The 18,380-nt window shown below is 61.4% G+C and carries 18 protein-coding genes; 11 read left to right on the top strand and 7 right to left on the bottom strand.

The genetic code is table 11. The features are described from left to right. Positions 1–168: 168 nt before the first annotated feature. Together E5720_RS00560 and E5720_RS00555 are read left to right on the top strand one after the other, a co-directional pair. Positions 169–1,191: a heme o synthase gene (locus E5720_RS00560; RefSeq protein WP_136169056.1), complete on the top strand. Its 1,023-nt coding sequence runs from the start codon at positions 169–171 to the stop codon at positions 1,189–1,191. Positions 1,192–1,339: 148 nt separating this feature from the next. Further along, positions 1,340–1,735: a hypothetical protein gene (locus tag E5720_RS00555; RefSeq protein WP_136169055.1), complete on the top strand. Its 396-nt coding sequence runs from the start codon at positions 1,340–1,342 to the stop codon at positions 1,733–1,735. A gap of 96 nt (positions 1,736–1,831) precedes the next feature. Here E5720_RS00555 and E5720_RS00550 read toward each other — a convergent pair whose 3' ends face one another. The 4 genes from E5720_RS00550 to mptB form a co-directional block, all read right to left on the bottom strand. Further along, positions 1,832–2,830 carry a heme A synthase gene (locus E5720_RS00550; protein ID WP_136172328.1) on the bottom strand — a complete coding sequence of 333 codons (999 nt, stop codon included), beginning with the start codon at positions 2,828–2,830 and terminating at the stop codon, positions 1,832–1,834. 80 nt (positions 2,831–2,910) lie between these two features. Continuing rightward, a complete protein-coding gene (locus E5720_RS00545) occupies positions 2,911–3,711 on the bottom strand; it encodes an ABC transporter permease (protein WP_136169054.1) in 801 nt (266 codons plus the stop codon). Further along, on the bottom strand, positions 3,708–4,652 hold the full coding sequence (locus tag E5720_RS00540) for an ABC transporter ATP-binding protein (RefSeq protein ID WP_136169053.1): 945 nt from the start codon (positions 4,650–4,652) through the stop codon (positions 3,708–3,710). The genes E5720_RS00545 and E5720_RS00540 overlap by 4 nt, the downstream gene beginning before the upstream one ends. Next, positions 4,649–6,304 carry a polyprenol phosphomannose-dependent alpha 1,6 mannosyltransferase MptB gene (mptB, locus tag E5720_RS00535; protein WP_247596264.1) on the bottom strand — a complete coding sequence of 552 codons (1,656 nt, stop codon included), beginning with the start codon at positions 6,302–6,304 and terminating at the stop codon, positions 4,649–4,651. Before mptB ends, E5720_RS00540 begins: the two co-directional genes overlap by 4 nt. Positions 6,305–6,586: 282 nt before the next feature. Here mptB and E5720_RS00530 point away from each other — a divergent pair, with 282 nt between their 5' ends. The 7 genes from E5720_RS00530 to E5720_RS00500 are packed head-to-tail and all read left to right on the top strand — an operon-like array spanning position 6,587 to position 13,058. After that, positions 6,587–7,363 carry a metalloregulator ArsR/SmtB family transcription factor gene (locus E5720_RS00530; protein WP_247596263.1) on the top strand — a complete coding sequence of 259 codons (777 nt, stop codon included), beginning with the start codon at positions 6,587–6,589 and terminating at the stop codon, positions 7,361–7,363. Further along, positions 7,360–8,823, top strand: coding sequence for a Fe-S cluster assembly protein SufB (gene sufB, locus E5720_RS00525; protein ID WP_084348843.1), 1,464 nt, complete (start codon positions 7,360–7,362; stop codon positions 8,821–8,823). The genes E5720_RS00530 and sufB overlap by 4 nt, the downstream gene beginning before the upstream one ends. Before the next feature lie 36 nt (positions 8,824–8,859). Next, a complete protein-coding gene (sufD, locus tag E5720_RS00520) occupies positions 8,860–10,047 on the top strand; it encodes a Fe-S cluster assembly protein SufD (protein ID WP_136172326.1) in 1,188 nt (395 codons plus the stop codon). 42 nt (positions 10,048–10,089) lie between these two features. Next, complete coding sequence (sufC, locus tag E5720_RS00515) at positions 10,090–10,866, top strand: Fe-S cluster assembly ATPase SufC (protein WP_136169051.1); 777 nt, start codon at positions 10,090–10,092, stop codon at positions 10,864–10,866. Between the two features lie 2 nt (positions 10,867–10,868). Further along, entirely contained in the window at positions 10,869–12,143 is a 1,275-nt protein-coding gene (locus tag E5720_RS00510; RefSeq protein WP_136169050.1) for a cysteine desulfurase, read from the top strand. A gap of 1 nt (position 12,144) precedes the next feature. Further along, positions 12,145–12,621, top strand: coding sequence for a Fe-S cluster assembly sulfur transfer protein SufU (sufU, locus tag E5720_RS00505; protein ID WP_136169049.1), 477 nt, complete (start codon positions 12,145–12,147; stop codon positions 12,619–12,621). Then, positions 12,618–13,058 (top strand): metal-sulfur cluster assembly factor, encoded by a 441-nt coding sequence (locus E5720_RS00500; RefSeq protein ID WP_247596112.1) that lies wholly within the window; start codon positions 12,618–12,620, stop codon positions 13,056–13,058. Before sufU ends, E5720_RS00500 begins: the two co-directional genes overlap by 4 nt. 136 nt (positions 13,059–13,194) lie before the next feature. On the opposite strand, the gene E5720_RS00495 is transcribed toward E5720_RS00500, so the two are convergent. Genes E5720_RS00495 through E5720_RS00485 form a run of 3 tightly spaced genes read right to left on the bottom strand, consistent with a single transcriptional unit; the run spans position 13,195 to position 16,178 of the window. After that, positions 13,195–14,178, bottom strand: coding sequence for a Ku protein (locus tag E5720_RS00495; RefSeq protein WP_136169048.1), 984 nt, complete (start codon positions 14,176–14,178; stop codon positions 13,195–13,197). Positions 14,179–14,223: 45 nt separating this feature from the next. Beyond that, positions 14,224–15,390 carry a lycopene cyclase family protein gene (locus E5720_RS00490; RefSeq protein ID WP_136169047.1) on the bottom strand — a complete coding sequence of 389 codons (1,167 nt, stop codon included), beginning with the start codon at positions 15,388–15,390 and terminating at the stop codon, positions 14,224–14,226. Beyond that, the gene (locus E5720_RS00485) at positions 15,387–16,178 is read right to left on the bottom strand and encodes an SDR family oxidoreductase (protein ID WP_136169046.1); all 792 of its coding nucleotides are present in this window, start codon (positions 16,176–16,178) and stop codon (positions 15,387–15,389) included. Before E5720_RS00485 ends, E5720_RS00490 begins: the two co-directional genes overlap by 4 nt. Before the next feature lie 207 nt (positions 16,179–16,385). On the opposite strand from E5720_RS00485, the gene E5720_RS00480 reads away from it, so the two are divergent. Together E5720_RS00480 and E5720_RS00475 are read left to right on the top strand one after the other, a co-directional pair. Further along, positions 16,386–18,017, top strand: a complete 1,632-nt coding sequence (locus E5720_RS00480; RefSeq protein WP_084348849.1) for an ABC-F family ATP-binding cassette domain-containing protein — start codon at positions 16,386–16,388, stop codon at positions 18,015–18,017. Between the two features lie 93 nt (positions 18,018–18,110). Then, the gene (locus tag E5720_RS00475) at positions 18,111–18,371 is read left to right on the top strand and encodes a helix-turn-helix domain-containing protein (protein WP_136169045.1); all 261 of its coding nucleotides are present in this window, start codon (positions 18,111–18,113) and stop codon (positions 18,369–18,371) included. Positions 18,372–18,380: the final 9 nt, after the last annotated feature.

The following is an 18,380-nucleotide window of genomic DNA, read 5'->3' as shown; positions in this document are numbered from 1 at the left end:
TGACGCAGTTACCCGGCAGGGGATATGTTTCTCACTTTGGGGGCCTGCGAATTGGAGCCGCGATGCTCGGCGTCTACCATCGCCTGTAGTAGTACGTAGGTAATCGCCGACTGTGATCACCGCGCGTACGCATGACCATGTGTGTTCGAGCCTGTGCAAGGAGACGTAGTGCGAATTGGGCAGCAGTCCGGCGGCCACGGATTCGCAAGCGGTCCCAGCAATCCAGAGGACAACGACCTCGGTACCGACGCTGGAAGCGAAGCCGCTCCGAGTCGTCCCACTTCGGCCCCCCGTCGGGCTTTGGCATTGTTCATGGCCTATGTCGCCCTGACCAAGCCTCGAGTGATCGAACTGCTGCTGGTGACGACGATTCCGGCGATGTTGCTTGCCGACCGTGGTCATGTTCAGCCCATGCTGATCCTCACCACGCTGTTCGGCGGAATGCTTGCGGCCGCCAGTGCGAACAGTCTGAACATGGTCGCTGATGCAGACATCGACAAGATCATGGCTCGCACTGCCAAGAGGCCTCTTGCTCGTGGAGCGATGCCGGTGTCGCACGCCTTCGTGTTCGGGGTCAGCCTCGGCGTCATCTCGTTCTTCTGGTTGTGGGCAACCACCAACCTGCTCAGCGGCATCCTTGCCGTGGTCACGATTTGTTTCTACATCTTCGTCTACACCCTGGTCCTCAAACGCCGGACATCGCAGAATGTGGTGTGGGGCGGCGCCGCTGGCTGCATGCCCGTCATGATCGGCTGGTCGGCTGTCACCGGCACGATCGGCTGGCAGGCCGTCGTGATGTTCCTCGTCATCTTTCTCTGGACCCCCCCGCACACGTGGGCTCTGATGCTCCGTTACAAGGAGGACTACCAGGCTGCAAACGTTCCGATGTTGCCGGCGGTGGCATCCGAGCAGAAGGTGACGAAGCACATCGTCTTGTACGCGTGGGCGACTGTTGCTGCGACGTTGGCACTCACGCCCGGATCCGGCGTCATCTACGCCGTGATCGCCGTGGCGGCCGGCGCTTGGTTCCTTATCGTGGCCCATCGTCTTTACGCAGGTGTCCGGGCGGGAACTCCGGTCAAGCCGATGAAGCTTTTCATTCTCTCGAACGAATATCTGGCACTGGTTTTCTGTGGCCTGGCAGTGGACTCCGTCGTCGGCTGGGACACGCTCGCTCAACTGTTGTCCTGAGTTCGAACCCCGTGTGTTCTGTTGACGCACAACTGCCGCGGCATGTTCGGACAATCGGTTGCGTGGGATTCGATTGCCGACACGCGTGGATGGCGCCCGGTGCGGACCTGTCTGTTCTATCCCTGTTACCCAGCGGTATTGTCGAACCATGGCAACCGAAGCAAAGAACTCGCCCGTCGAGGATTCGACCTCCGAGAACAAGTCCGGTCCGACAATCGATGTGCCTGCTGGTGCGTTGTCTGCCGTCCGATCCTTCGTCGGCGAACACGGTGGTTCGGGCAAAGTCGTCATTCAGCCGGTCGGACGGGCCGGAACACGTGTGACGATGGTCGGCTCGGACGGCGTACTGGGCGACCAGGTAGTGGAGAGCCCGGCAGTCGCGCGTGCGTTGGTCGAGGCCGCCGGCAATCTGACCGAGTCGGAGTGGGACCGCGAACTCGTCAGTTCTGTCAACCCTGCACCAGGTCATTACCGGAAAATGGCCGGGTGGGTCGCACGTCAGACACGCTTTCCCAAGGCCAGAAACGCGTCGATGGAAAAATAGTTCGGAGAAGGCGGAACCGTTCACCGATCGGGTGCGTCAAAGAAAGCAGGAGAGGTAGTCGGTCGTCTGAGGGGGAGTCCGACCACCTCTCCTCTTCTATTCGTTGATGGTGGCTGCTCTCTGGGCGGCGGGCAGCTTGTCGGCCGCCGCGTCATCGAGGGAACTGCGGGTACGACAGGCCGCCCAGACCGCGGCAGTAGCAGCAGTGCACGCGCCTGCGCCTGCCACGTGGATTGCAACCAGGACAGCCGGCACGTCTGTGAAGTACTGGACGACTCCCACCACAGCCTGTGCCACAACGATGCCGACCAGTACCTTCAACCGGAATTTGATCGTCAGCGGGGCCTTCACCGCATAGAGTGCGAAACCCAGTCCGACCAGAAGGGCCAAGTACCCCACGAGCAGCTGAGCGTGCAGATGCACAAGGGTCACGATCTCGACTCCGAGGCGCGGCACAGGTTCGTCGATACTCTTGTCGCCCGCGTGCGGGCCCGCACCGGTCACCATCGTCCCAGCTACCAGGACGCCTCCCAACACGATCGCAGACAAGCCGGTCAGCAACCGCAGCGGTTCGGGGACTGTGGGGACAGAAGGTCCGGCAGGGTCGGGGTCGGCGACTTTGAAGTACAGCAGCGTTGCGAGCCAGACCATGATCATGGACAAGACGAGGTGTACGGCGACCGTCCACCACAGCAGCCCTGTCAGCACAGTCAAGCCGCCGACCACTGCTTGTACGACGGTTCCGAGTGGCATGAGCCAGGCAAAAAGAATTACTTCCCGACGCCGACGGGCACGTGTGACCGCGAGAACTATCAACGCTGCAACAAGTACCACGGCGAAGGTCAACAATCGGTTGCCGAACTCGACTGCCTGGTGCAGAACAGGAACTTCCGAGACGCCGACCGGCGTGAAACTGCCTGGGAAGCACTGCGGCCACGTCGGGCAACCGAGTCCCGACGCCGTCACCCGCACGATGGCTCCGGTGACGGCGATTCCGCCCTGAGTCAGAATGACGATGAATGCCACGATTTTCTGCACCCGCAGGGTAGGCACAGGTAGCAGGTCCACGACGCGGAGAAACGCTCGATACAGCACTATGTGATCGTAAACGGCTGTCAACTACAGAGCGTCGTTGACCCCATGCTGTAGGCCCGGCACGATGCCGGGATTGCACCTCACGTGAACTTGAAGGTGCGGACCGAGAGCCAAGCGCAGCCTGCTGCCCAGGCAGCGAGCACCGAAACGCCGAACCAGTCCCAAGATCCATCGACTGCCTGTCCCAATGCCTCTGCAAGCGCGCCGGACGGAACCAATCGGGCGATGGTGTGCAGTACCGTCGGCATGTCCTCGGAGAGAACGACCAGGCTGCCGATTCCCAGCATGACGAACCACAAGACGTTTGCCAAAGCCAGGACGATGTCGGCTCGGAGTGTGCCTCCGAGCAGCAGCCCCATGGTGGCGAATGTCACCGTGCCGAGTGCGATCACCATTGCTCCGAGTGCCAGCCCGACAATGTCGGGACGCCAACCCAGCGCCACCGCGATAGAGCCGAGAACCACGGTCTGCAGAATCACCACCATCACCACTGCGATGCTCTTACCGCCGATGATTCCCCACCGGGGTAGTGCCGTTGCACCGAGACGTTTGAGTGCGCCGTAGCGGCGGTCGAAGCCGACGGCAATTGCCTGGCCTGTGAAGGCGGTGGACATGATCGCCACCATCATCACGGCAGGGACGACCTGGTCTACCGGATGGTCGCCCATCGCCCCCAGTGGCAGCAATGTGAGCCCGACCAAAAGCGTGATCGGAATGAACATCGTCAGGAGCAACTGCTCGCCGTTGCGTAGCAACAGTTTGAGCTCGAGAACCGACTGTGCAGTGAGCATCGCAACGGCCGTGTTGGGGGTCGGATTGGGACTGAACAATCCTACGTCGAATCGGTTGTCCGGACGACGGTCGCTGCCGTGGATCGTCATCTTCTCAACTCTTTTCCGGTCAGCTCCAGGAAGACGTCTTCCAGGCGGCGCTGGTCCACCTGAAGTTCGGTAGCCAACACATCTTGTCGAGCACACCAGGAGGTGACGATGACAAGGATTCCGGGTTCGATGACGCCCACGACGACATAAGAGCCTGGCCCTTCTTCGTGAGTGCTGTATTCGGTCGGTAGCACCTCGGAGAGCGAGGTCAGATCGAGTCCAGCCGGCGCACTGAATCGCAGTCTCCCCTCTGCACCCTGTTTGGTCAGCTCGGAAGCGGTACCGGAGGCGACGATCTTGCCGTGGTCGATGATTACCAGTTCGTCGGCGAGCTGTTCTGCTTCGTCCATCAGGTGGGTTGTGAGCAGCACGCTCACTCCATCCCGACGCAGTGCGTCGATCAATTCCCACACGAGTAGTCGAGCCTGGGCATCGAGTCCTGCGGTCGGTTCGTCCAGAAATACGAGTTCGGGGCGGCCCACGATGGCGCACGCGAGGGCGAGCCGTTGTTGTTGCCCCCCGGACAGGCGTCGATAGGGTGTCTTCACGGCACGGTCGAGTCCCAGGCAGTCCAGAAGCCAGTCAGGGTCCAACGGGTTTGCGGAATAGGACGCAACCAGGCGGAGCATCTCGCCCGCTTTCGAGCCCGGATACGCGCCGCCACCCTGCAGCATGACCCCGATGCGTGGTCTGAGCTGTGCTGATTGTGCAATGGGATCGAGTCCGAGAACCCGAACGGACCCGGACTCCGGTGAGACGAATCCTTCACACATCTCGACCGTCGTTGTCTTTCCTGCTCCATTCGGGCCGAGGAGCGCGAGAACTTGGCCCCTCTCGACGGTGATGTCGAGTCCGTCGACGGCGGCGACACCGTCGTACGACTTTCGTACACCCGTGAGCTGCACTGCAGGATGCGTCGAATTCGACGCGCTAACGATCACGAGGATCCAGCGTATGCCCCGGCGGCAGTGGGGTGTGCCGACGGTCCGAGGTTCGACTGCCAGGGCAGTCGTTTACGGGTGACGAAGAACATGAGACCGACGGTCAGAATCGTCATGACGGCGGCCTGAACGATTTGAAACGGCAAATACTCGCTCCCGTTGGGCATCAAGATGACGCTGACTATGGAAGAGAACACAATTGCCGGAACGCGGAACGCCGGCCGGGTCGCCCATGCGGCCAGGGGTATCACGGCCCACAACAGGTACCACGGCTGGACGACGGGGAACAGCAGAACGAGAGCGCCGAGTGCGACACCGAGTGCGCCCACCGGATGCAACCGGCCCTTCAGTACGGCTACGAGCATACGAAGAGCAACGAATGCGGCGACGGCCGCTGCAATCGGTCGAGTGAGGCCGAGCACCGCAGTGGTGTGGTCGCCCAGTCCGAGCAATACACCGACGAATCCGGTCCCGATTCCCAGGATCGTGGGAATCGACATCCAACTCCTCACCACGCTGGCGGTGTCGAGAGTGTTGATCCAGCCGAAGCCCAGGCCGCTACCCAGGCTGACTCCGACATGCACCACGACGGTGACAAGCCCAAGGACTGCTGCCGCGCTCAGTACCGCTCGCATCGTCCCGCCCCACCTTCGGGCCAATGCCATCCCGACGAAACCGAGCGCGAGCAAGGACGGAATTTTCACGGTCGACGACAGTGCAATCAAGGCAGAACCGGAGAGCAGGAGAAGCAAGGACGATCCGCGAATCGGATGACTGGGCTCGATTGCTCGTAGTGCGATCTCCACCCCGGCGAGCATGAGACCGATCATCAGCGCTTCGTTGTGTATGCCTGCGACCAGATGGAAGAGCAAGAGTGGGTTGGCGGCACCGAGCCACAGTGCACTGACCGCCGCGACGCCGCATCGGCGCGCCAACCGGGGAAGTGCCCACACGATCATCGCAACTCCTGCGAGCGCGAGAAGTCGATGCAGGAAGATCCCGGCAACGATGTTCTCGCCGGTCAACCACGTGATGCCGCGACCCATCCACAAGAACAGCGGACCGTATGGCGCGGGGGTTTCGCGCCAGATGTTCGGCACGGTCCGGGTGAGGACGTTGTCGACGCCGAGGGCCCCGGCCGGCCCGATCTCGTACGGGTCGAGTCCCCGCGCGGTGATCTCGCTCTGTGCCAAGTAGGAGTAGACGTCTTTGCTGAACATCGGTGGTGCCACGCACAGTGGCAAGATCCACAGCAGCAGCGTGCGGTCCAACTGTGATCTGCTCAGTCTTCTCGGAACAGTTCCGTCGCGTAGACGCCCGACTGCGAATCGCCCGAGCAGGAGCCAGGCGAGGACCACCATGACGGTGCCCGTCATGGTGATGGTCAGCGCGGAGGTGGCCATCCGCGAGGGAAGACTCAGAATGCGAACACCGACGATCGGGTTCTGCAGAACAGGTTGGGCGCCTGCCCCGAGTGCACCGATCGCCATCAGTATCGAACCCACTGCGCCGAATCGCCGGACTCCGCGGAGCTGTGCCGTCTCGGTCTTGTTCAGGCCGGGTGCCTCGGCCTCGTCGCCGTGCAACGCAGCGACGGTCGATGCGGGCCGATCGCTATCGAGTCCGACCAATTTGCGAAGAGGGTCGACGATGCGAAGTTGCACGCCGGAATTTTCGGCGGTTTGCTTCTCGGCTGGGGTCGTCGACACGAGTGGCAGCGTAACTGTGACTCTGCACAGCCCGTTGATCGCAGTCGATCCGGCGGAGATTCGGCAGCGAGTGAAGACCGCGCCGGTATTCCCTGGTAATGCCTCTGGTGAAGTAGGGCACCCTTGGTGGACCATCCTGGCTAATTCCGTCACACTGGTGTTGTGAAATCATCAGCGAGTACGACGCATGGGGGAGAGCGCGCACGTCGCGGCACCACCTCCACGGTGACGGGTTCAGCTGTTGTCGGTCACGAAGGCCAGACGCGGGGAGCTGTTGTCACCCTACTTCTCGAAGAGGGCCCGATCACCGCCTCCGATATCGGTACCCGTCTTGGCCTCAGCGCTGCTGGGGTAAGACGGCATCTCGAAGCACTGATCGACAACGGTGAGGCGCGAATAGCGTCCTCTGCCGTCGTCACTCAACGAGGCCGCGGAAGACCGGCCAAGTATTTCCAGTTGACGGCAGTCGGTCGCAGCAGGCTTGGACACACCTACGACGATCTTGCAGGCGCAGCAATGCGTCAGCTACGCAAGATCGGCGGGGACCGGGCGATCGAGACCTTCGCACGCCAGCGGGTCGAAGCCATCGTGGCCGACGTCGAGCCGGCGGTGGGAAGTCACCCTGTGGATGTGGAAGAAGCAGCGGTCCGGATCGCCGACGCGTTCACAGCTGCTGGATTTGCCGCGACTACTCGTCAGGTAGGCAATGGCGTGCAGATCTGTCAACACCACTGCCCCGTCTCGCATGTGGCGTCCGAGTTTCCTGAGCTGTGCGACGCCGAGCGGCAAGCCTTCTCCGATCTGCTCGGAACTCATGTGCAACGTTTGGCGACCATCGCGAACGGCGACTGTGCCTGCACTACGCATGTTCCGTTGACCGGTCGCAACCGCCCCGAAATTTCGAAGAAGTCGAACTCGATGCCCCACCCCGTTTCATCCATAACTTCCGGTGCTCAGCCCAGTACCGGAGATCGCACAAGCCCCCGGAAGGAGCTCGCATGACCGTCACACCAGACCAGGTGACACCCGTTGCGCCGCTGACCCCCGTTGCTCCTCTTACTCAGGACGAGACGATTGCGTCGCTGGGCACCTACGGTTTCGGTTGGTCGGACTCCGACGTCGCCGGAGCCAGCGCCAAGCGTGGACTGTCCGAGTTGGTGGTGCGTGACATCTCGGCGAAGAAGAGCGAGCCCGAGTGGATGCTGGAGTCGCGTCTGAAGGCACTGAAGACGTTCGACCGTAAGCCCATGCCCAACTGGGGTGCGGACCTCGAAGGTATCCACTTCGACAACATCAAGTACTTCGTTCGCTCCAGCGAGAAGCAGGCCGCGACCTGGGAAGATCTTCCCGAGGACATCAAGAATACCTACGACAAGCTGGGTATCCCAGAGGCCGAGAAGCAGCGCCTCGTCTCGGGCGTAGCCGCGCAATACGAGTCCGAGGTCGTCTATCACTCGATCCGCGAGGACCTGGAAGCGCAAGGCGTGCTCTTCCTCGACACCGACACCGCGCTCAAGGAACAGCCTGAGCTCTTCCGCGAGTACTTCGGCACGGTCATCCCCGCAGGGGACAACAAGTTTTCCGCGCTGAATGCCGCGGTCTGGTCGGGTGGATCCTTCATCTACATCCCGCCGGGCGTCCACGTGGACATCCCGCTGCAGGCCTACTTCCGGATCAATACCGAGAACATGGGGCAGTTCGAGCGCACTCTGATCATCGTCGACGAAGGTGCCTATGTGCACTACGTCGAGGGCTGCACTGCGCCCATCTACAAGTCGGACTCGTTGCACTCGGCCGTCGTGGAGATCATCGTCAAGAAGGGTGGTCGCTGCCGTTACACGACTATCCAGAACTGGTCCAACAATGTCTACAACCTGGTGACCAAGCGCGCGAAGGCAGAAGCAGGCGCCACGATGGAGTGGGTCGACGGCAACATCGGCTCCAAGGTCACCATGAAATACCCCGCTGTATGGATGACGGGGGAGTACGCCAAGGGTGAGGTCCTGTCCGTGGCGTTTGCCGGTCCCGACCAGCACCAGGACACTGGCTCGAAGATGCTGCACCTCGCGCCGCACACTTCGTCGAATATCGTGAGCAAGTCCGTCGCTCGCGGCGGTGGACGGACTTCGTACCGAGGATTGGTCAAGATCAACAAGGGCGCCTATGGTTCCCGCTCGACCGTCAAGTGCGACGCACTACTGGTCGACAATATCTCGCGCTCGGATACATATCCCTACGTCGACATCCGCGAGGACGACGTGTCCATGGGCCATGAGGCGACAGTCTCGAAGGTCAGTGACGACCAACTGTTCTACCTGATGAGCCGAGGCCTCACCGAGGACGAAGCGATGGCGATGGTGGTGCGCGGATTCGTCGAACCGATCGCGCGTGAGCTTCCCATGGAATATGCCCTCGAGCTGAACCGGCTCATCGAGCTCCAGATGGAAGGGTCGGTCGGATAAGTGACTAATCCGAATACAGAAGAGTCGCTCACCGGAGTGCAAGGCGCCGTAGCGTCGGAGAATCCAACGGCCGAGGACAAGTCGGTCATCGTTGCGAACAAGGGTGCCCAGTTCACCTCGTACGATGTCAACGCTTTCGAGGTCCCCTCCAGCCGCGACGAGCTGTGGAGATTCACACCGATTCGTCGACTCAAGGGACTGCACGACGGATCTGCGGTGGCGACCGCTGGGGCCGACGTTCTCGTGCGGGCACCCGAGAATGTGACCGTGGAGACCGTCGGCCGTGACGATGCACGTATCGGTGTCGCCGGCGTTCCCGCCGATCGCATTGCTGCGCAAGCATTCTCGGCGTTCACCGAGGCCACGATCGTTTCGGTGGCGTCCGAGAACGAGGTCTCCGAGCCTGTGCAGATCACGGTCACGGGGCCTGGCGTCGACGCTGTGTCATACGGACACCTGCAGATTCGGCTCGACAAGTTCGCCAAGGCGACGGTGGTGATCGACCAGGTCGGGTCGGGCACATACGCGGAGAATATCGAGTTCGTCATCGGTGACGGCGCCAACCTTTCTGTCGTACTGATCCAGGAATGGGAGTCCGATGCAGTGCACGTCGGAGCCCACCACGCTCGGCTCGGCCGTGACGCGACACTGAGGCACTTCAACGTCAGTCTCGGTGGCGACCTGGTTCGCATCAGCCCGACCGTGCATTACGACGCTCCCGGCGGCGATGCAAACCTGCTCGGCGTCTACTTCGCCGATGCGGGTCAGCATCTGGAGCAGCGTCTGCTCGTCGATCATTCAGCGCCGCGTTGCAAGTCGAACGTCATGTACAAGGGTGCCCTTCAGGGCGAGGTCGGTGTCGGCAAGCACGATGCACACACCGTATGGATCGGCGACGTTCTGATCCGTGCTGAAGCAGAGGGAACCGAAACCTTCGAATTGAACCGCAACCTGGTTCTCACAGACGGTGCGCGCGCCGATTCGGTACCGAATCTCGAAATCGAAACGGGCGAGATCGTCGGCGCAGGCCATGCCAGTGCGACCGGCAGGTTCGACGACGAACAGCTTTTCTACCTCCGGTCCAGAGGAATCTCCGAGGAAGTGGCTCGTCGACTTGTCGTACGCGGCTTCTTCCACGAGGTCATCGACAAGATTCCGGTCCCCGCGGTTCGTGAACGACTCGATGCTGCGATCGAGGCCGAATTGGCCCTCGTCGGCTCGTAAATTCCGGCTCCCGTACTTCTCGACATTCGTAAGGAAAATTTCATGTCCACGCTCGAAATCCGCGACCTGCACGTCAGCGTCGCAAACTCCGATACCACCGCAGAGCCCATCAACATCCTCAAGGGTGTGAACCTGACCGTGAAGTCCGGTGAAACACACGCGATCATGGGCCCCAACGGATCCGGCAAATCGACGTTGTCCTACGCCATCGCCGGTCACCCGAAGTACGCAGTGACCTCGGGCACCATCACGCTCGACGGCGAAGACGTGCTCGCGATGACCGTCGACGAGCGGGCTCGCGCAGGTTTGTTCCTCGCGATGCAGTACCCGGTCGAGGTTCCCGGAGTGTCGATGTCGAACTTCCTCCGCACTGCTGCGACGGCGGTCCGAGGTGAGGCTCCGAAGCTTCGGCACTGGGTCAAGGAAGCCAAGACTGCGCTCTCCGAACTCGAAATCGATCCGGCTTTCCTCGAGCGGAACGTCAACGAAGGCTTCTCCGGTGGTGAGAAGAAGCGCCATGAGATCTTGCAGCTCGGAATGCTGAAGCCCAAGATCGCCATCCTCGACGAGACAGACTCCGGTCTCGACGTCGATGCGCTTCGAGTCGTTTCGGAGGGTGTCAACAAGTACAAGGAACGGGAGAACGGCGGCGTTCTGCTGATCACGCACTACACGCGGATTCTTCGCTACATCAAACCCGACTACGTTCACGTGTTCGTCGATGGCGAGATCGTGAAGTCCGGTGGAGCCGAGTTGGCAGACGAGCTGGAGGCCGACGGCTACACCGCTTTCACTCAGCCTGCGACCACAGGAGCGTAAGTATGGCTGCACCAGCAGCACTGTCGAACAGCGCATTGGATGTCAGCTCGATCCGTGCCGATTTTCCGATCCTTTCGCGTACGGTTCGCGACGGTAAGCCGTTGGTGTACCTGGACTCGGGCGCGACCTCTCAGCGCCCGGTCCAGGTTCTCGACGCAGAACGTAATTTTCTGCTGACGTGCAACGCCGCGGTCCATCGTGGCGCACATCAGCTCGCTGAAGAAGCGACCGATGCGTACGAGGGCGCCCGCGCCGCCATTGCGTCGTTCGTCGGTGCGGATGCCGATGAACTCGTGTTCACCAAGAACGCCACCGAGGCTCTCAATCTGGTCACCTATGTTCTCGGAGACGATCGATTCGATCGCCACGTCGGACCTGGCGACGAAATCGTGATCACGGAACTCGAGCATCATGCCAACCTCGTGCCCTGGCAGGAACTGGCCAGACGAACCGGTGCCACGCTGCGGTGGTTCGGGGTGACCGACGAGGGACGGGTCGATCTCGATTCCCTGCAGCTCACAGACGCAGTCAAGGTTGTCGCGTTCACTCATCAGTCGAACGTGACGGGCGCGGTGTCACCTGTTGCCGAGCTCGTTCGACGGGCTCGTGAGGTCGGGGCGCTCGTCGTGCTCGACGCATGCCAGTCCGTGCCTCACATGAGCGTTGACTTTCATGCACTCGATGTCGACTATGCGGCGTTCTCGGGTCACAAGATGCTGGCGCCGTCGGGCGTCGGCGTGTTGTACGGCAAGGCAGAACTCCTCGATGCGATGCCGCCATTCGTGACAGGCGGTTCGATGATCGAGACTGTGACGATGGAGAAGACCACCTACGCGCCGCCGCCTCAGCGGTTCGAGGCGGGCGTACCGATGGCTTCTCAGGTGGTCGGCCTCGGCGCAGCGGTCGCATATCTCGAGTCCATCGGCATGGACGCAATTGCGACGCACGAGCACGTACTCGTCGGCGCGACACTCGACATGCTTGCGAAAATCGAGGGTGTTCGAGTGATCGGACCGACCGAGAACATCGATCGAGGGTCAGCAGTGTCGTTCGTCGTCGAGGGCGTCCACGCACACGATCTCGGTCAGATTCTCGATGATGACGGTGTTGCTGTTCGGGTGGGACACCATTGCGCGTGGCCGTTGCACCGTCGTTTCGGTGTCGCAGCCACCGCGAGGGCGTCGTTTGCTCTGTACAACACGCTCGACGAAGTCGAAGCGCTCGGTTTCGCAATCGAGCACGCCCAGAGATTCTTCGGGACCAAGGGTGCTGCCTGATATGCGTATGGAACAGATGTATCAAGAGGTCATTCTCGACCACTACAAATATCCGCACGGGCGCGGTCTTCGCGAGCCGTTCGGAGCCGAGGTCCACCATGTGAACCCGACTTGCGGCGACGAGGTGACATTGCGGGTGAACATCGATGATGGCGGCATTGTTACTGATGTGTCCTACGACGGTCAGGGCTGTTCGATCAGTCAGGCTGCGACTTCGGTCCTGACGGATCAGGTCGTCGGACTACCTGTCGAGCAAGCGTTGAGAGTCGTGGATGCCTTCAGTGAAATGGTCGGCAGCAGGGGTACCGTGGATGGCGACGAGGAAGTCATCGGTGATGGAATCGCGTTCGTCGGAGTGTCCAAATATCCGGCCCGCGTCAAGTGTGCGCTGCTCGGATGGATGGCTTTCAAGGATGCGGTTGTTCGAATAGTAGAAGAGACTCCCGCAGTACCCGCACGATCCGGAGGACAAGTATGACCCAGACACAGACAACCGATTCGCAGGACGGTGGCACTGTCGCCCCGGAGACCGACTTGGCGGGGTCGGCCGTGGCCGAGTCGTCGCCTACGACGGTGCCTGCAGCGCTTACCCCGGATGAGATCAAGGTTCTCGAAGACCTCGAAGAGGCAATGCGCGATGTGGTCGACCCCGAGTTGGGGATCAACGTCGTCGACCTCGGTCTGGTATACGACATCAATATCGATGCCGACGACATCGTCACGGTCGACATGACGCTGACTTCGGCTGCGTGCCCGCTGACAGACGTCATCGAGGATCAGGCACGTGGCGCGCTTGTACGAAGTGGTCTGTGCGCCGACCTGAAGATCAATTGGGTGTGGATGCCGCCTTGGGGACCGGACAAGATCACCGACGACGGACGTGAGCAGCTCAGGGCCCTCGGCTTTACCGTGTAACCTTGCCTAGCGAGGGGTAGCGACGCGTAGGTTCACCAGTACGGTCAGTAATTCCTGGACGTTCTGGTGAACCTACCGGTACTCGAAGGTGTCCTAGTCGACGAAGCTGCAGGGTTATGTTTGATGCAGGTTCGTTCTACGCGCCTTTTCGAGCCGGCGTCGACTTCGATGACTTGTCGGCGGCAGTCTGTTTTGCCGCCACAGCTTTTTTTCCGGGTGCTGTCTTTGCAGTCGTCTTCTTCTGCTGAGTTTTCTTCTCCGACGCATCCTTCTCCGACGCATCCTTGTTAGCGGCCGTCTTGGTATTGGACGACGAGTGTGCCGTCTTGGCGTTCTTGCCCGCGGCTTCCACACTGCGTTGGAGGGCAGCCACCAAATCGACGACCTCGGCGTCTTCGCCATCGCTGGAGGTCTCGTCCTCGACCCGGACGACTTTCTCGCCGCCGTTTTCGATCGTATCGTCGATCAGCTTGCGTAGTTCGATTTGATAATCGTCGGTGTATTCCGTGGGATCGAAATCTGTCGACATGCTCTCCACCAGCGAGGTGGCCATCTTGACTTCCTGAGGCCGTGCTTCGGGTGCGTCGTCCAGCGAGGGGAACTCCGCGGCCCGCACCTCGTCTGGCCACAGCAATGTCTGGATGACGAGAGTGTTGTCGCGAACCCGCAATGCGGCCAGTCGTGTCTTTTGCCGCAAGGTGAAATGGACCAGCGCGGTGCGTTCTGTATCCAGGAGTGTCTGTCGCAACAGCACATATGCTTTCGGCGACGAAGAGTCGGGCTCGAGGAAATAGCTCTTGTCGTACAGGATGGGATCGATTTGTTCGGTGGGCACGAATTCCAGGACCGGGATCTCATGTCTTTCGGCGGAAGGAAGCTTGTCGAAGTCTTCGTCCGTCAGGATGACGCGTTCACCGTCGGGCGAGTCGTACGCCTTGTCGATGTCGGCAAATTGCACCGATTTTCCGCATTCGGAGCAGACGCGATCATATTTGATCCGACCGCCGTCTTTCGCGTGCACTTGATGGAACCGAATGTCGTGTGTCTCCGTCGCTGAGTACACCTTCACCGGAACATTGACGAGCCCGAAGGCGATAGATCCCTTCCATATGGAACGCATGCGGTTCATGATTCACGAGGCAAGGGTGTCGTGTCGAGAGTTGCGTTATCGAGTCGAAAGGTCGTGGCCGTTTCCCCGCCGCGGAGTCATTACCGTTCGCGCTATCGCCATGCGAGCTCGTGGTGGCAGCGTCGGAAACATTCGCATCATGGCGTTGATCGTTGCGAGTGGATCCGCTCGGTTGGACAAGTAAGCGGTCTGCTGGGCGACCGGAAGCTCGAAGAAACTGGCGAAGAAGTGGGGGATCAGTTCGGGTTCGAGGTTCAGAGCAGTCCGAAGCCCGAGGTTGCGTAGACGTTGGACCGCCCAAACTGAAAGGGGGCGAACGGAATTGCCGGTGCGGAGTGTCGCTACAACGGTGTCGGCCGCGGCCAGTGATGCTGCGACGCTGTAGCCGGTGGCCGGGTGCATGAGACTGGATCGCGCACCGAATCGCACAGCGCCGCGTTCACCTCGCAGGTGCGTCGGCGGTTGTACCGGGAACCGGACACGTTCGATCGGCTCGGTGCCCGTCGGGCGGGCGCCGCGGTTGCGTAATCGTTTCGCGAGGCGATCTCGTAGGACATCGAGACCCAGCGGCGGACTTCCGACAAGGCAGGTCTCTTCGAGCAAAATTCGATCGTCGTCGAGCGGGACCGCATACAAAAAGCTCGGTACCTCCTGCGGTGACGTGCCGTTGTCGTATCGCCAGTCCATGAACCAAGCATTGGTGTCCTCGAGAAGTTCAACGCCGGCAGAGCGATCGACGATGATGCCGTATGCCGTCTGTTCGGCAAGACCAACCACGCCGGCAGATCCGCGCGCGTCGACGATCGTGCGTCCGGTGACCGTTCTCCCGTCGGCGAGACGAACAGCGTCCTTGGTCACCGATAGTGCTGTTCCCCGGAGCACCCGAGCCGATCCTTCGCTGAGCACCTGTTGCAGCGCAGCGGTGTCGAGGACGCAGTACGTCCGATCGATCGTGTGACGTCGGACAGTCCAGGCCGCCGGGCGAGCGATGGTCGACGCGACGGCTGTGGCGGGGAGCCAGTGGGGAAGCTCGTCCGACCAGGCTGAATATGTCGGGGTCCAGCGCCTGTTCGGATGAGGATCGATGGCTACGACGTCGACGCCAGCGGCGGATGCTCGATGTGAGAGGGCGCGACCCGCCGGGCCGAGCCCGACTACAACGAGGTCCGCCGCGACGTCTTCGGACGGCGTTGAATCGTTCACAGTCCGCCGGTGGCCAGCAATCCGCCATCCACTCGGACAGTTTCGCCGGTGATCCAGGACGATGCGTCGGACACGAGAAAGCCCACGAGGCTTGCGACATCTTCCGGAGATCCGAGCCGCTTCATCGGATATGCCGCGGCAGCTTGCTCCTCGCCTCCAGCCACCAGTGCCTCGGCGAACTTCGTCTTCACCACGCCCGGTGCGACCGCGTTCACTCGGATCGATGGTCCTAGCTGCCACGCGAGTTCTTCGGTCAAGCGGATCAGGGCGGCTTTGGACGCGCCGTACGCAGCGATCACGCCCGTCGAGCGTAGGCCCGCGACGCTCGCGACGTTCACCACCGCGCCACCGTGCGCTCCCATCCAGGCTCGGTAGGCCTCCTGGATGTACCCCAGTGTGGCGACGACATTGGTGTCGAAGATTTTTTTGACGCCGTCGAGATCGGCGTCCATCAGCGAACCGTAGACAGGATTGATACCGGTGTTGTTGATCAGGATGTCGAGCGAACCGAATACCTCGATCGTCTTGTCCACCGAGTCGCGACGAGAGTCGGCATCACTGGCGTTTCCTGCAATGGCAAGGACCCTGTCGGTTCCGCTACCTGTGGCTTCGCCGAGTTGGCGGGCCGCTTCGGCCAGCGGTTCAGGTTTGCGAGCGGTGATCGTTACTCGTGCGCCTCGAGCAAGCAATTCGGCGGCGATTGCCTTGCCGATTCCTCGGCTGGCACCGGTGACGAGGGCAACCTTGCCTGTCAGATCCTGTTCTCGGGCTGTGTTTGCGGCGGTCATGAATCAAGACGTTACCGGTGTCACTGCTCGGACGGTCGGTAGCACGGCCCCCAAGGGGTTAAAATGAGAGGTTCATGGGCCATGAGTGGTTTCAGGGCCAGGCCCAGCGCACCTTCGACGAGTCATCGTTCGCTACCGCCTGCGACTCGACCGCTCGTGAAAACGGCCAGACGCCGAACTTCGCCCGCTATAGCTAGGAGCACCCGCGTGATTACCGCCACCGACTTGGAAGTTCGTGCCGGTGTCCGCACGTTGCTGTCGACTCAAGGACCAGCACTTCGCGTACAAGGCGGAGATCGTATCGGGTTGGTCGGCCGTAACGGAGCCGGCAAGACCACGACGCTGAGGATCCTTGCGGGTGAGGGCGAGCCCTACGCGGGCACCGTCGTTCGTACAGGCGATCTCGGATACTTGCCACAGGATCCGAAAGAGGGCGACCTCGATGTGCTTGCCAGGGATCGAGTTCTCTCCGCGCGCGGACTCGACACTTTATTGCATCAAATGGAGAAGCAGCAGGCGTTGATGGCCGAGGTCGCCGACGAGGCGCTTCTGGACAAGGCGGTCCGCAAGTACGGCGAGCTCGAGGAGCGATTCGCATCGCTGGGCGGCTACGAAGCCGAGAGCGAAGCAGCGCGAATCTGTAACAGCCTGGGACTTGCCGATCGCATCCTCGCGCAAGCACTGCGCACACTGTCCGGTGGCCAACGTCGGCGCGTGGAGCTGGCGCGCATTCTGTTCGCGGCCTCCGACGGGAGCGGCGGACGGTCCGACACGACACTGCTGCTCGACGAACCCACCAACCACCTCGATGCAGACTCCATCACCTGGCTCCGGGGATTCCTGCAAAATCACGATGGCGGACTGATCGTGATCAGCCACGACGTCGACCTTCTGAGTGACGTAGTCAACCGCGTGTGGTTCCTCGATGCGGTACGCGGCGAAGCCGATGTCTACAACATGAACTGGAAAAAGTACATCGATGCTCGGGCAACCGACGAGCAGCGCAGGCGGCGTGAGCGTGCCAATGCGGAGAAGAAGGCAGGCGCATTGCGCGTGCAGGCCGCGAAGATGGGCGCGAAAGCCACGAAAGCTGTTGCCGCGCAGAACATGGCAAAGCGTGCTGACAAGCTCATGGCAAACCTCGACGCCGAGCGAGTCTCGGACAAGGTTGCGCATATCCGCTTCCCTGAGCCTGCACCCTGCGGAAAGACCCCCCTCATGGCGAAGAACCTCACCAAGATGTACGGGTCGTTGGAAATCTTCGCCGGAGTCGATCTGGCCATCGACCGCGGCAGCCGCGTCGTAGTGCTCGGACTCAACGGTGCGGGCAAGACAACCTTGCTCCGGATCCTGGCGGGTACCGAAAAGTCCGACGCAGGTGAGATCCTCGCCGGCCACGGGCTACGCGTCGGATACTTCGCACAGGAGCACGACACACTCGACGATCGCGCGTCGGTGTGGGAGAACATTCGCCATGCGGCTCCGGACACGGGGGAGCAGGAGTTGCGCTCGCTGCTGGGGGCGTTCATGTTCACCGGACCACAGCTGGAACAGCCGGCAGGCACGCTGTCGGGCGGCGAGAAGACCAGGCTTGCACTTGCCGGGCTTGTGTCCTCTGCTGCCAACGTCTTGCTTCTCGACGAGCCTACGAACAACCTCGACCCGATTTCACGTGAACAGGTGCTCGATGCTCTGCGCAGTTACAAGGGAGCCGTCGTGCTGGTCACTCACGACCCCGGTGCGGCCGAAGCCCTGTCACCCGAGCGAGTCATCTTGCTGCCCGACGGCAACGAGGACCACTGGTCACAGGACTATCTGGAACTGATTCAGCTGGCCTGATCGGCGGTTTTCTCGTGGTCGGAGTGGGGATTCCTCTACCCTGGATGTGCGGGGGTGTTCGGTGAGTGAAGTGTCGCTGACTGGAGGAACGCCATGCCACCACAACCGGCCCGAGGGTCCTGCGCCGAATCCGAGGGTCCGCCTATCGGTAAAGGCGTACGTATCATCGGCGACTCGCGAGAGAGGCTGCGTGCCTCACTGCAGGAGCAGTACTCCGCAGGCGCCAGCATTCGTAGTCTCGCTCACGATCTCGGCAGATCCTATGGATTCGTGCACAAGATCCTGGCCGAATCGGGTGTCGCGTTACGTTCGAGGGGCGGCCCTAATCGTAAGAAGTCACATCGCGCCGATTAGCTGTACATC

This window comes from Rhodococcus sp. PAMC28707 (assembly GCF_004795915.1).
Classification (GTDB): Bacteria; Actinomycetota; Actinomycetes; order Mycobacteriales; family Mycobacteriaceae; genus Rhodococcoides.
This window is presented reverse-complemented; position numbering and strand designations above follow the sequence as displayed.